This window comes from Streptomyces sp. CWNU-52B (assembly GCF_047444975.1).
Lineage (GTDB): Bacteria > Actinomycetota > Actinomycetes > Streptomycetales > Streptomycetaceae > Streptomyces.
In genome coordinates this window covers 80,283-93,576 of record NZ_JBLFJV010000013.1, presented here as the reverse complement: position 1 = coordinate 93,576, position 13,294 = coordinate 80,283, and the positions used below count along the sequence as shown (strand labels likewise).

At 71.5% G+C, this 13,294-nt stretch carries 12 protein-coding genes; 2 read left to right on the top strand and 10 right to left on the bottom strand.

The window, feature by feature from the left end; genetic code table 11:
- Positions 1-60: 60 nt before the first annotated feature.
- From ACLVWQ_RS15370 to ACLVWQ_RS15360, 3 genes are all read right to left on the bottom strand, one after another.
- The gene (locus ACLVWQ_RS15370) at positions 61-618 is read right to left on the bottom strand and encodes a YbaK/EbsC family protein (protein WP_414109214.1); all 558 of its coding nucleotides are present in this window, start codon (positions 616-618) and stop codon (positions 61-63) included.
- A gap of 114 nt (positions 619-732) precedes the next feature.
- Positions 733-1,305 (bottom strand): helix-turn-helix domain-containing protein, encoded by a 573-nt coding sequence (locus ACLVWQ_RS15365; RefSeq protein WP_414109213.1) that lies wholly within the window; start codon positions 1,303-1,305, stop codon positions 733-735.
- A gap of 121 nt (positions 1,306-1,426) precedes the next feature.
- Positions 1,427-2,212: an acyltransferase gene (locus ACLVWQ_RS15360; protein ID WP_414109212.1), complete on the bottom strand. Its 786-nt coding sequence runs from the start codon at positions 2,210-2,212 to the stop codon at positions 1,427-1,429.
- 142 nt (positions 2,213-2,354) lie between these two features.
- On the opposite strand from ACLVWQ_RS15360, the gene ACLVWQ_RS15355 reads away from it, so the two are divergent.
- A complete protein-coding gene (locus ACLVWQ_RS15355; protein WP_414109210.1) occupies positions 2,355-2,885 on the top strand; it encodes a gamma carbonic anhydrase family protein in 531 nt (176 codons plus the stop codon).
- 58 nt (positions 2,886-2,943) lie between these two features.
- Here the strand turns inward: ACLVWQ_RS15355 and ACLVWQ_RS15350 are convergent, their stop codons facing one another.
- Both ACLVWQ_RS15350 and ACLVWQ_RS15345 read right to left on the bottom strand, forming a co-directional pair.
- Positions 2,944-3,147: a DUF397 domain-containing protein gene (locus ACLVWQ_RS15350; protein WP_414109208.1), complete on the bottom strand. Its 204-nt coding sequence runs from the start codon at positions 3,145-3,147 to the stop codon at positions 2,944-2,946.
- Positions 3,144-3,977 (bottom strand): helix-turn-helix domain-containing protein, encoded by an 834-nt coding sequence (locus ACLVWQ_RS15345; protein WP_414109207.1) that lies wholly within the window; start codon positions 3,975-3,977, stop codon positions 3,144-3,146. Before ACLVWQ_RS15345 ends, ACLVWQ_RS15350 begins: the two co-directional genes overlap by 4 nt.
- Positions 3,978-4,264: 287 nt before the next feature.
- On the opposite strand from ACLVWQ_RS15345, the gene ACLVWQ_RS15340 reads away from it, so the two are divergent.
- Entirely contained in the window at positions 4,265-4,651 is a 387-nt protein-coding gene (locus ACLVWQ_RS15340) for an ATP-binding protein (RefSeq protein ID WP_414109206.1), read from the top strand.
- 27 nt (positions 4,652-4,678) lie between these two features.
- Here ACLVWQ_RS15340 and ACLVWQ_RS15335 read toward each other — a convergent pair whose 3' ends face one another.
- The 5 genes from ACLVWQ_RS15335 to ACLVWQ_RS15315 all read right to left on the bottom strand — a co-directional run bounded on the left by ACLVWQ_RS15335 (position 4,679) and on the right by ACLVWQ_RS15315 (position 13,253).
- Positions 4,679-8,074, bottom strand: a complete 3,396-nt coding sequence (locus tag ACLVWQ_RS15335; RefSeq protein WP_414109205.1) for an SAV_2336 N-terminal domain-related protein — start codon at positions 8,072-8,074, stop codon at positions 4,679-4,681.
- Complete coding sequence (locus ACLVWQ_RS15330; protein WP_414109203.1) at positions 8,067-9,062, bottom strand: AAA family ATPase; 996 nt, start codon at positions 9,060-9,062, stop codon at positions 8,067-8,069. The genes ACLVWQ_RS15335 and ACLVWQ_RS15330 overlap by 8 nt, the downstream gene beginning before the upstream one ends.
- Complete coding sequence (locus ACLVWQ_RS15325; protein ID WP_414109201.1) at positions 9,062-11,245, bottom strand: hypothetical protein; 2,184 nt, start codon at positions 11,243-11,245, stop codon at positions 9,062-9,064. Before ACLVWQ_RS15325 ends, ACLVWQ_RS15330 begins: the two co-directional genes overlap by 1 nt.
- Positions 11,242-12,363 (bottom strand): alpha/beta hydrolase, encoded by a 1,122-nt coding sequence (locus ACLVWQ_RS15320; RefSeq protein ID WP_414109200.1) that lies wholly within the window; start codon positions 12,361-12,363, stop codon positions 11,242-11,244. The genes ACLVWQ_RS15325 and ACLVWQ_RS15320 overlap by 4 nt, the downstream gene beginning before the upstream one ends.
- 221 nt (positions 12,364-12,584) lie before the next feature.
- Positions 12,585-13,253, bottom strand: coding sequence for a DedA family protein (locus ACLVWQ_RS15315; protein WP_414109198.1), 669 nt, complete (start codon positions 13,251-13,253; stop codon positions 12,585-12,587).
- Positions 13,254-13,294 lie beyond the last annotated feature (41 nt).

The window sequence follows — 13,294 nt, the reverse complement described above, 5'->3', positions numbered from 1 at the left end:
CGCGCGCGGGGCGCGCAGATCACCCGGCGCCACCGCCTGCGTGTGTTGACGGGCCCCGGCTCAGGCGACTCCGAGCCCTTCCAGCACCACCGCGTTCGGCAGCTCGGCGAAGACCTTGCCGGGGACGAGCAGCTTCCCGCGGCGCCGGCCGCTGCCCACCAGCACGTACGGCAGGTCCACGACGGCGGAGTCCACCAACACCGGCCAGTCCACGGGCAGTCCGAGCGGCGTGATGCCGCCGTACTCCATGCCGCTCTCGCCGGTCGCCGTGTCCGTCGGCGCGAACGACGCCTTGCGCGCGCCGAGTTGCCGCCGGACCACGCCGTTCACATCGACCCGGGTGGCGGACAGCACCACACACGCGGCGAGGGTGGTCTCCCCGCCCCGCTTGCCCGCGACGACCACGCAGTTCGCGGACCGGTCGAGGAGTTCCGGCCCGTAGTGCTCCAGGAAGGTGGCGGTGTCGGCCCACTCGGGCTCGGTGTCCACGTACACGATCTGCTCGGCGGGGACGCTGCCGCGCCAGGCGCGTACGGCCTCGGCGACCGGGCCGGTCAGCACGTCGAGGCGTTCCGTGACGGGCGAGGCGTCGTCGAAGTGTCCGATGGGTGCGCGCATGACGGCACGCTAACAGCCGCGGGTACGGCCCTCACCGAGGGTCCGCCGCGCGCACGAACGCCCCCGTGGCACATGGCCCGCGTAGCTCGCGTGCCCTGCGGCCCGTGGGGGCTCTCAGTGCACGCCGGGGACCGACACCGCCATGACCATCTCGACGGGTACGTCACCGGCGTTGGCGTAGGTGTGGGAGGTGTTGGCCTCGAAGGAGGCGCTCGCACCCGCCGGAACGCGGTACTCCGTGCCGTCGACGGTGAGCGCCAGCTCACCCTTCGTGACGTGGAGGAGTTCGACCGTGCCGGTGGGGTGCGGGTCCGAGGGGCTGCCCTCGCCCGGCATCAGCACCCAGTCCCACATCTCCAGCGGACCCGGCGCCTCGGTGCCCGCGAGGAGCCGGTTGTAGCTGCCGGCCTCGGTGTGCCAGAGCCGTACCGCCCGCTCGGCGGGGACGATCCGCACCTTGGGGCCCTGCTCGTAGTCGAGCAGCGTGGTGACGCTGATGCCGAGCGCGTCGCCGATCTTGACGACGGTGCCGAGGCTGGGATTGGTCCTGGCCTGCTCGATCTGGATGAGCATGCCGCGGCTGACCCCGGCACGGGCGGCCAGCGTGTCCAGGGTGAAACCCCGGTCGGTGCGCCAGCGCTTGACGTTGCGCGCCAGTGACTGGGTCAGCAGGTCGAGGTCCGACACATTCCGTCCAATATTCCGGATGACAGAGTTCAGCGAAGTGGATGACGGTGGGGTGCACCGGATCGTCCACCGAACTGTACTGCGAGGTCAGCGCGGGCGTACGCCGTGCCGGCCGGTACGTTCAGGACTCCGCGCGTACGTCCCCGTGGGCGGTCCCGGTGGCCCGCAGCGCGGCGATGCCCTCGGCGTCCAGCTCCGCCAGCGCGTGCAGTTGCTCCGGAGTGACCCCGTCGGGGATCGGCACCGGCGCCGGCGTCCGCAGCGGCGGCTGCCAGCCCTCGCCCGGGGTCCAGCGCCGTACGACCCGGGCCGGCGCCCCGGCCACCACCGCGTGGTCGGGCACGACGCCGCGCACCACCGCACCGGCCGCCACCACGACGTTCCGCCCGATCCGCGACCCCGGCAGGATCACCGCACCGGTGCCGATCCAGCAGCCCGGACCGATCTCCACCGGCTCCATCCGCGGCCACTGCTTGCCGATGGGCTCCTGCGGGTCGTCGTACGAGTGGTTCGTGGACGTCACGTACACATAGGGCCCGAAGTAGCAGTCACTGCCGATCGTGACCGTCGTGTCCGCGATGACATGGCTGCCACGGCCCAGGACGACGCCGTTCCCGATGCGCAGGATGGGCTCGGCGCCGAGGTCGAGGTCGGGCATCAACCCTGCGGTCAGCGTGACCTGTTCGCCGATGATGCAGTGGTCGCCGAGATGGATCCACGGCTCACCGAAGACCGTGCCCTGCGGGAAGGCCAGCCTGGTCCCCGTCCCCATCGCGGCGAAGCGCAGCCGTCCGGGCCGCTCGGCGGTCACCGCGCCCGTCCGCTGCACCCAGGCCCAGCCCGCGTGGACGGCCCGCTGGACGAGGCGGCTCCGACGGGACGAGAACGTGTTCCTCTTCTTGGGCACCCGCTCACCGTACTCAGCGTGACGTCCGACCAGCAGCCGACGCGGCTGTGATCTTCACCCCACACGGTCCCGCCCCCGTGGCGTCGTGCCCCCTGTCCCGTGCCTATACGGTGCCGGTACCGACGAGCACGAGGAGACGGCGATGACGCACGAGGCGCTGATCAAGGGGATCGGCGGCAAGGATCCGAAGGTGGACCCGGCGGCGTTCACGGCGCCCACGTCCGTGGTGATCGGCGAGGTGACCCTGCACCCGGGCGCGAGTGTCTGGTACGGGGCGGTGCTGCGCGCGGACTGCGGGCCGATCGTGATCGGCGCGGACAGCAACGTGCAGGACAACTGCACGCTCCATGTCGACCCGGGTTTTCCGATCACTGTCGGGGAGCGGGTGTCCATCGGCCACAACGCCGTGCTGCACGGGGCGACGGTCGAGGACGACTGCCTGGTGGGCATGGGGGCGACCATCCTCAACGGGGCGGTGATCGGAGCGGGGTCCCTCGTCGCCGCGCAGGCGCTGGTGCCGCAGGGGATGCGGGTGCCGCCCGGGTCGCTCGTCGCGGGCGTCCCCGCGAAGGTCAAGCGGGAACTCACGCAGGAGGAGCGGGAGGGTGTCTCGCTGAACGGGGTGCTGTACGTGGAACTGGCGAAGGCCCACCGGGGTGTGCACGAGGGGTAGGCGGGTGCCCCGTGACCGAGTGAACGGTCACGGGGCACCGGCAGAGGTCGTGCTCGCTCTATGCAGAGTGCTGGGCGGCAAAACTGAGGAACTCGGCCCAGGCGGTCGGCGTGAGGCTCACTATGGGGCCCGTCCGGTCCTTGGAATCACGGATGTGGGTGAGGCCGCGCCAGGGAGCGACCTCGACGCACTCACCCCCCGAACCTGTGCTGTAACTGCTCTTGAACCAGGCTGACGCGGGTACGAACTGTTCGACGTTCATCTCTCTCCAAGCAATTTCTCGATGAGGGCCAGCGACTCGCGCGGAGTGAGCGCCTGGGCCCGGAGGATGCCGTACTGCTCCTCAATCTCCCTCACCGCCCTCCGTTCTGTGTAGAGACGGCTGTCCTTATACGACTCCACGTAGGAGATCCTCTGCCCGTCCTCCGTCTCGATCAAGGTGAAGGGTCCCTCCAACCCAGCATGCTCTTCCCGCTCGATCGGCATCACCTGAATTTCGACGTTACGCCTGTGCCCCTGCAGCAGGATCTGCTCCAACTGACCCCGCATCACCGCCCGACCCCCCAGTGGGCGGCGCAGCACGAACTCCTCGATCACAAAGCTGATCGTGGACAGCGGAGCGCGAGAGAAGATGTCCTGGCGGGTCAGGCGAGCGGCGACCCTCTGGCCGACTGTTTCCTCGTCCAGCAACGGACGCCACATGGCAAAAACGGCACGAGCGTACTCGTCCGTCTGCAACAGTCCCGGAACCGCCTTGGTTGCGTACACATGCAAAGCGACAGCCTTCGCCTCCAAACGTGCCGCATCCCGGAAGAACGCCGGATACTGCGCCCGAGCCACCTCCCCCTTCCCCACTCTCAACAAGCCACCGGCATCCAGCACTTCATCGGCGAGGTCGATGAACTTGGGCGGCGGAATCCGTCTCGCCTGCTCGAACGACGCGATCGTGGACGCGGAGTACCCCGTCCGCCGCCCCAACTCGGCCCGGTCCAGCCCCGCCCGCTCGCGGCACAGCTTCAGCTGGCGTCCGAAGACATGCAGTATCCCGGTCCCGACCTCGTACTGCCCCTCGGCCTGCTGCTGCTCCTCCACGCCCACGCACCTCCCGTACGTCACACCTCTGCCGACGCCAACGACCCACCCCGCGACCGCGATCGGGCCCACGGACGGACACCGTTCGCGCGGCCAACGGAACACGCGGAGGACCGGTCACGCCGCACCGCGCGCACAACGGCACGCCGACGGCGTACAGCCACCGCGGTCAGCGCGTCGTGCCTGTTCAAAGCTACGCACGGGCCACGATCGTTGCGGGCATGAAGTCCGTAACTCCACCCCAAGGGCATATGCCACAACGCATCGCGCCCGCACAAGAGTTCGCCATGCGGTTCACTTCGACCCCGCGCGGCGCACGACTCGCCCGCCGTCTCATCGCGCACCGCCTGAACGACTGGGGCCACCCCTACGCCTCGGCCACCAACGAGACGGTCACGCTCATCACGGCGGAGCTGACGGCGAACGCGGTCCGGCACGGGCACGTACCCGGGCGGGACTTCCACGTGCGCCTCACGCAGACCGACGGCACGTTACGGATCGAGGTCACCGACAGCAGGTCCGAGAAACTCCCCGCCACGGGCACCCCCGACCCCGACGGCGAATCGGGCCGGGGCCTCCTCCTCGTCGAAGCACTGGCGGACGACTGGGCCGCCGTCCCCCGCACGAACGGCCCCGGCAAAACGGTATGGGCGGAGCTCCACCCGCCGGCCTGAGACGTGGGCGCGCGACACGGTCCTGACTCACATGTCTTCGTGCGGGTGGGGCTCCGGAGGGTTCGTGCCGCGGAACTCCAGTTCCACCTCCTCCGATTCCCGGCGGGCGTCGAAGACCAGTTGGGCGCTGCGTTCCACGCTCACCTCCACCATGTGGTCGTTGACGTCCCCCACCAGGCGGATGTCCTCCTCGGTGAGGCTGTAGTCGCTCTTGTGCATGAGGCCTTCCAGGACGAGCTGGACGTCCACCGTCACCTGTCCGAGAACCAGGCCCTCCTCGTACTCCTCCACCACGTCCCAGACGATCGACTGGGTGTCCGGAGTGACGTCCTGGATGGTCACCTCGATGAGGCCCGGCGGCAGCGCCACCCCGTTCAGCGTCCAGGTCTCGTCCACCGGGAAGTCGTCGGCCGTCTCGCCGCCCACGGCCTCTCCGAGGAGTTGCTCGCAGGCCGATTCCACCGCGTCGGACAGCGCGTCCCGTCTGAACCACCTCAGGCCCCACGGCGCGTCCGTCGCCTCGGACTCGGCCTCGTCGGCGGTGTCCTCGGAATGGTGGACGCTGTCCCGTGGGACGGGCAGCCGAATGATCACGAGACAGGATCGCTCACCGCCGCCGGTGAGGTCGTCCGAGCTGTCCGAGGTGTCCGAGACGAGGCATTCCACGAGGTCGGTCATCCAGGCATGACCCTCGCGGTCCAGCACGAGTTCGAAGCTGACCGAGGGTTCGGCGTTCCAGCTGACCGTCGCTCCGTCACCCGCGACACGGATGGTGAACAAGCCGGCCTCGGAGAACCAGCCGAGGTCGCCGCGGAGCACCTCACGTTCCGTCGTGATTCCCCGATCACCGAGGAACTCCTGGACCGCACCGGCCAGCGTCAGTTCACTGTCGGCTTGGCCGGCTCCGTCGATGAAGCTCGTCATGAAGGCGAGCAGTTCACGCAGGAGTCGGTCGGCTTCGCTTCGGTACCGGCCTCGGTAGGTACGCGGCAGGGCCGCCCGGAGTTGTGCCTGGATCGACGCGTACACCGGGTCGACGGGTTCGGGGGCGGAGGCCGGGGAAACCCAGGCGCGGTTGCGGGCGAAGGCGCAGGGAGGTGCGTCCCCTTCGCTGCCAAGTACCCGGCGGTTCGACCAGAGGTCGAAGCCGCTCATGGCTCTGACCACGGTGCGCAGGTCCAGGAACTCTGGTCCACCCGGCAGACCTTGGCTCGCGACCCGCAGAAGCTCTTGCGTCAACGATCCACCGCTCAGATCGTTCCGCCCTCGTTCCGCGAACAACGTCTGCACTCTCGGAGCCATACGCCTGCCCCTCCCACGCAGACCGGCCCTCTCCTCCAGGGCGTGAGCCGCAGAGGCGCCCCCGTCGTGGTCGAGGATCAGCATGACGTGCCGAGGCCATGACTCGACGACAGCGTGCGCCACGCGTGAAAACTCCAGGCTCCCCTTGGGGGACAGCACATCACCGTGCTCTCCGGCGAGCAGCCAGTGGGCCTTCCCCGTGCCGTCGACGACTCCGTGCCCCGCGAAGTAGATCAGCACCGTGTCGTCCGTGTCGCACGCCCGCGCAACCGCTTCCAGAACCTCCCTCGCCCCACTGGGGTTGACGAGCGAGACACACCGGTCGGCCGGCAGGTTCCAGCCCTCCGGCGAGGTGAGGTAGGCCCGCATCCCCATGAGGTCGGCTTCCACACCCGGCAGGTCGTGTTCGCTCGTGTACCGGGACACCCCGATCAGCAGCGCGGTGCTCCGTGCCGGGTCCGGCAGGCCTTGCGCGGGGCCCGGGTCCCGTGGTGGCGCGGGGGGCGTCGGGGTCCTGCGCGCGGGCGTGGGCGCGGGCGGCGTCGGGGCGCCCTCCCTCAGCAGCGTCAGCAGCTCGCCGGACGCGCGGGCGAACGGGTACAGGTCCGCAGGGACCGACTCCGGGTCGGCCGTCGCGGTCGCCAGGACGTCCTCCGCGCCGCCGGGGGCCCGCGCGGCGAGGTGCCGGCTGAGTGCCTCGTACGTGCGCCACGCGTCTCGGCGGCCGAGGCGGGAGGCCAGACGTTCGCGGGTCGTGTCGTCGAAACGGACGACCGGCGGGCGGTCCTCGTGCTCCGTGATGGTCACGACCGGGTTCGTCAGCAGCTCGGCCAGGTCGTCGACGCCCGCCTCGGGGAGGACCTGCTGACGGATCAGGTGCAGGAGAGGCAGGCTCAGGCTGCCGAACGGGCTGCACAGCGCGGCCAGCCGTACCGCCGAGGGCGAGGCGGTCCGCAGGAACGCCTCCGTGCGGTCGGGACCGGTGGTGGTCGTGGTGGTGGCGCGGCGGCCGCCGTTCGGTGTGGGGAACAGGCTGGGTACGACGCCGCCGCTCGGGACCAGGACGGCGTCGTACCCCTGGGGTGATCCCCGCATGAAGGTCTCCGCCCAGCGCGCCAGGGAGTGCGGGGAGAAGGTGAGCGTGGGCAGCGGCTGCCAGTCGGCGGTCGCGGCGCCGGGCAGGGTGCGCAGGAGCAGCGGGACGTGGAAGGTCAGGTCGGCGTTGCGGACGCCGGGGCGGCGCTGCGCGACGCGGATCGCGGGGTGGTTCAGGCCGGTGCGGTGCCACAGGCGGCCCGGCAGCGGGTTGAGCAGCGCGACGGGGCTCCGCGCTCCCCACCGGCGCAGCAACTGCCAGGTCTCCGCGCGCCGCCAGCCGGGCGCCACGCAGTCGGAGAGCACCAGGACCAGGCGTCTGCCGTCCGCGGAGACGGCCTGTCCGGGGGCCACCCGTCGGCCCTGGTGATCGGTGAGCACCGGGTCGGCGCCGGGGCTCAGGCGCCAGGTGCGGACGCTGCGGAACGCGCCGAGCCCGGCCAGGAGTGCGGCGAACTCGGCGTTGGTGTTGTCCCAGACCGCCATGGAGGGCGAGGCGTCGATGACGAGCAGGACGTCGAACCACGGTTCGGGGGCCGGGGACAGCACCGGCGTGAGTTCGCCGGTGCGGCGGTAGTCGCGGACGGTCGCGTCCAGGTCGAGTTCCGAGCGTCGGCCGCGCGGATGGCGGCGTTTGAAGGGCCGCAGCGCTCTGCGCAGTTCCAGGGCCCTGGGCAGATCGCGGCCGCCCGGGACCGTGACCGACGCGCCCGGCGCCGACCGGGTGTGCGGCAGGCTCTCGTAGAGGACGGTCTCGCCCGGGTCCGTCCCGGGGTCCGCCGCGGAGGCTGCCCCCGTGGGCTGTTCGGGGAACGGGTCCGGTGCGGGCCGCTGACCCGTCGTCCCGGCGTCGGACGGTGGCACGGGCTCCGGCGGGCCACCGCCCTGAGCGCCCCGCGCGGTCGGGTCGGCCGGGGCGCCGGGGGCCGCCGCCAGCCACAGCGCGTCGGCGATCGCTGTGGCGTCCGCGTCCTCGCTCAGGGCCCCGGCCAGCGCGCGGATCAGCGATTCGAGGGCGTCAGCCACCGGAGAGTTCACGCAGGAGCAGGGCGAGGATCCGGTCACGCTGCTCGCCCACGGGTGCCTGCTCGTCGCTGATCAGCCGTACCGCGTTGAGGAGTTGGTCGACCGCCAGCTCGTCGCCCCGCGCGACCCGTTCGGCGAAGTCCTTGATGAGCCCCGCCACCGGGCCGGTCTCGGGCACCTCGACGCGCAGGTGCGCGGCGACCGCGTCACGCAGGGTGCGTACGGTCGGCACGGGCATGGTGTAGCGGATGCAGCGGCGCAGGAAGGGCGCGGGGAAGTCGCGTTCGCCGTTGCTGGTCATCACGATGAACGGGAACCGGGTGCACTGCACATGGCCGTCCCGTACGAGGCGGGTCCGCTTCTTCTCCCGCCACTCGCGGATCTGTACCTGTCGCAGCCGGTGGCGTACCAGTTCGGGGATCCCGAACTCGCCCCGCTCCAGTACGTCGAGGAGATCGCTGGGCAGGTCGATGTCGCTCTTGTCGATCTCGTCGATGAGCAGCGCGCGGGGCCGGTCGCCCGGCAGCAACGCGGTGCCCAGGGGCCCGAGTTCGAGGAACTGCCCGATCTCGTCGGCCGGTCGGACGTCGTCGGTCCTGGCCCGGCCGCGCCCTCCGCCGCGCCCGGTGGGCCGTCCCTGGTGAACCGTCTGGTGCAGCCGCAGGGAGTGGATGTGGCCGAGTGCGTCGTACTGGTAGAGCGCGTCCGGCAGGGTGCTGCGGGAGGTGATGTGCCAGCGCAGCACGGGCCCCAGCTTCAGCTCCGCGGCGACCTGCTCGATGACGGTGGACTTGCCCGTGCCCGCCGAGCCGGTGATCAGCAGGGGGCGGTGGAGGTAGAGCGCGGCGTTCACCGCGTCGGTCAGGCCCTCGGGCGGCTGGAAGGCGTGCTGGTCGGGGACCCGGGGGAAGGTGCGCCAGGGCGGCGGGTCGGCGAGGGCGACCTCGCGCGGTTCGCCGTCTCCGACGTAGTACGAGTTCCAGGACATCACGCGCTCCACTGAGAGGTCTGAGAGGTCTGAGAGATCGGAGAGGCCGGAGAGGCCGGAGAGGCCGGAGAGGCCGGGGGGTGCTCTTCGAACCAGCGGCAGAAGTCGAGCCATTCCAGGTCGTGCCAGGCCGCCCGGATTCCCGCCAGGTTCGTGAGGTGCTCGTCCCCCGGCCGTGCCGGACGGACGGGCCCACCCGTCTCGGCGCGCCACCGACGCCGGTACGCCTCGATGAACTGGTCGGGCAGTCGCTCCCAGTACTCCTCCAGGCAGCCGCTCCCCCGGCGGTCCGTGTCGGCGTCCGTGCGGGGCCACAGCAGGATGGGCGTGTGGACCAGCAGGGTCTCCACCAACTCCGCGACGTGCGGCGGCCGGTGATCGAGGCCGATGGCCCGGTCGTAGAGCCCTCTGTTCAGGCGCTCCGCCAGCGCCACCGTGTCGCGGGTGTCGTCGTCGGCGAGCCAGTCGACGGGGACGCCGCTGTCCTCCAGGTACGCGTTCTCCAGGCTCTTGAGCCGGACCCGGTCCTCGTCGTTGATGCCCACGAGGTGGTGCGGGACCGCGAGGCGGCCCGTCCAGCGCAGCACCACCGAGTGCTGTGCCCCCAGCCAGGACCGGCCGGCCGACGCCGTCTCGGGCTCCCACGTCAGCAGCAGCGGAGCGGGGACCACGACGTCGACGTGCTTGATCCGCGCACCCGCCGGTACCTTTCCCCGCGCCCAGTGGACGATCTCCGGGAGCCGGCGCTCGACCCCGACCCGCGTGGGGTCGCAGCCGAACTCCTCGTGGTGTGCTCCGCTCGCGCCGTCCCGCAGCCACACCGACAGCGACTCCGGCCAGTCGACGCGTGCGGCGTGGAGGCTGATGACGAGCCGCCAGGTCCGCTCCTCCCGCAGGGCGGCCTGCCGGGCCAGGGCGTCGTTGAGTTCGGCGCGTGCGTGGCCCGCGGCCCGTATCCACGCTTCGACACGGTCGTCGTGGGCGTCGAGGCCGCACCGGTCGGCCAGGGCGGCCACCGTCTGCGCCAGGCGTCCGGCGGCATCCCCAGTGACGGACGCCCCGAGTGCCGCGTGTTCCAGGATGTACTGCAACAGGGCGGTGCCCGCGAGCCACTTCGGCGGGCGCAGCGGGTCGGCCGGCGTCCCGGCGGACTCGTACAGGGTGTTGAGGTCGAAGACCACGCTGCGCAGCGCCGGAGTGGTGAGCGCCCGGCCGGCCCACTCGTGGATCATGTCCCCGGCCGCACCCGCGTGCAGGAGGCCGTCGACGACCTGCCGCGCTCGCAGCGCCTCCGAGGACGGGTCGGCCGCCGCCCGGTCGCGCAGTGCGCGCAGTGCGGTCCGGTCCCAGCCGCCGGCCGGGGCCTGGTGTCCCGGCCACGCCCGCAGTGCCTCTTCGAGGTCGCCGCCTCCCAGGAGGCCGACCTGCCGGCCGGGTGTCCAGGTCGCCCGCTGCGCGTTCACCGCCACCCACAGTTCCTCGACCGCGTCCGGGTCGCCGTCCCGGTCGGACACCTCGCAGTTCTGCTTCAGGAGCCTCTTGGCCAGGGCCAGTTTGAGGAGGTGCGCCGTCAGCAGCTCCCGGCCGCCCGGCACGCCCTCGCGCAGCAGCGTGGTCAGTTCGCGGCTGAAGTCGAGGTCGTACGCCTCCTGGTGCGCCGCCGCGCCCATCAGCAGCGCGTGTCTGCTGTTCCGCAGGCTGAAGCCGCCCGCCAGTGCCTCGGTGTCGACGGCTCCGGCATGGCAGGTGTCGATGAGGCCGATCACTCCCTTGACGAAGCGTTTGTCACCGACGTCAGCGAGGAGGTGCCCGACCCGGACGGAACTGGCCGTGTCCTCCACCTTGGTGTCGTACGCCATGTAGAGGAGCGTCGCGTTGCCCTTGGGCGGCGTCTGGCCGTGGCCGAGGAAGGCGAGGACCAGTTCGGCGCCCTCCTCGTCCGCCCGGTCGGCCGCGGCCTTGACGCCGTCCTCGATCTGCCGCGCGGTCACCCGGCCGGAGCGCAGTTCGGGGCTGCCGTCCGGCAGGCTGGGCAGGCAGGCGCCGACCTCCGGGTCGGTGAGGGCCCGGTGCAGGTCCTCGGCTCGGGTTTCGAGGTGGCTGAGGGTCTGGTCCGCGGACGGACACTGGGTGGCGATGACCAGGGCGTGCCGGACGGGTGTCCTGGGCCGGGCTGCGCTCATGAACCGGCCGGGCGGGAGGCCCCGGCTGAACCGGCCGCGCGGGAGACCTCGGCGGGCTCGTCCGTCCCGGTCTCCGTACTGATCCCCGTCTCGATGCCCCGATCGATACCTGTGCCGATACCTGTGCCGATGTCTGCGTCGATGCCCGTCCCGGTCGACGCGGCGCGCAGCGCTCGTATCACCGGCTCCGCGACCTCGGCGCGCGCCAGATACGTTTCCGCCCCGTGCGCCCACCACCTGCGGGAGTCGAACCGCAGGGGCGTCGGCGCCACCCCTCGCTCGTTGGGCCGGACGAGATCGGCGAGCTTGCGGCGCGGTACGACCACGTCGTCGCCGTCCCAGAAGTCCAGCCACCGGTCGACGCAGTCGGGGGTGGCGGGCGGCCTGGGTCTGAGCCTCGGCCAGACGAGTCCGCTGGTCGCGATCGGCGAACCGATGGTGACCAGGAGGGGGACGGGACCTTGGTACGACTTCAGCGCCTCGAACGCCACGACACTGCCCAGGGAGTGGCCGACCACGACGGTGGGCCGTTCGGAGTCGAGGCAGTCCAGGACCTGTGCGCGGATCCGTGCGTCGAGCGTCGTGCCCTGGTCGTCCTTGTCCCCGCGCCGCAGATAGCGGGCGGGCTGGGACCACGTGCGGAGTACGTCCCTTGCGGTCGACCAGCGGGCCACCTGGGCCAAGCCGGGCACGGCGGCCGCCGCGGTCAGCAGGCCCGCGAGACGGCGCCCGGCCCCGCCCGCGCCCTGCGGCTGCCCGTCGGGGCTCAGCTGGGCGCTGAGGCGCGCCAGTGCCCGGTCGCCCTGGTTCTCCGGACGCGCCGCCTCCTCTTCGAGGAACTCGGCGAGGAATCCGAGGACGAGGGCCGCTTCCTCCTCGTCGAGGTCGTCCGGGCCACCGGCGCCCTGTGGCTCGCCGTCGGTGAACAGGTCGCCGTAGTAGGCGAGGGAGCAGTCCGCCATCCAGTCCATGGTCAGCGCGGAGATGTCCGGGGCGAGGTGCGCGTCCCGCATCCCCTCGGCCAGCGCCCGCTTCCACTGCGCCAGCTTCTCCCGCGGTTCGAACGGCTTGCCGATGCCGTGCACGAAGACCAGTTTCGGTTTCGGCCTGCTCTTCATCTGTGTCCCCCGACCCCGACCGGCGCTCGGTGAAGCGCCCTCCCGCACGGAAGAGGAAGCTACCAAAGAGGCGCATCCCCATTGGCCGAATTGTACGAACTACGGCCAAGGGCCTGCACCCCCCGGGCAGTTCACCGGGCGGGGTGCGGCGCATCAGGCTCCGCGGAGGGCGGCCGGACGCACGCGGCGGCGCGATCAGCCCGCGCCGCGCAGGGGCGGCCTCAGTCGGTCGCCGGTACCGGCTCCGCCGTCTCGGTCTGCTCGGTCTTCTCGGTTCCGCTCTCCGCCGACATCTTGTTCGCCTTGCGCTTGACGATCAGCATGGAGACGGCGCCGACGAGCACGGCGGCCACCAGGCCCAGCCAGGAGAACCGCTTGAGCCAGGACTCGGCGACGACGCCCACGTAGTAGATGACCGCGGTGGTGCCGCCCGCCCAGATGATCCCGCCGAGCACGTTGGCGATCAGGAACTTCCAGTACGGCATGCGCAGCACACCCGCGAGCGGTCCCGCGAAGATCCGCAGCAGCGCGATGAAGCGGCCGAAGAAGACGGCCCACATGCCCCACTTCTCGAAGGAGCGCTCGGCGGTGGCGATATGGCCCTCCCCGAAGTGCTTGGGGAATTTCGCGCCGAGCCAGGCCAGCAGGGGCCGCCCGCCCTTGCGGCCGATGGCGTAGCCGATGGAGTCCCCGACGATCGCTCCGGCGGTCGCGCAGGCGCCGAGGATGACGGGGTTGATGTCACCGTGCTGGGAGGCCAGCAGCGCCGCGGAGACGAGGATGATCTCGCCCGGCAGCGGAATGCCCAGGCTCTCCAGGCCGATGACCAGGCCCACCAGCGCGTAGATGCTGACCGCAGGCACGGTCTCTAGCCACTCCTGGACGTGCAACGCCGGTTCCTCCCGATTCACCGCGGGCCCGGCCGGGCCCG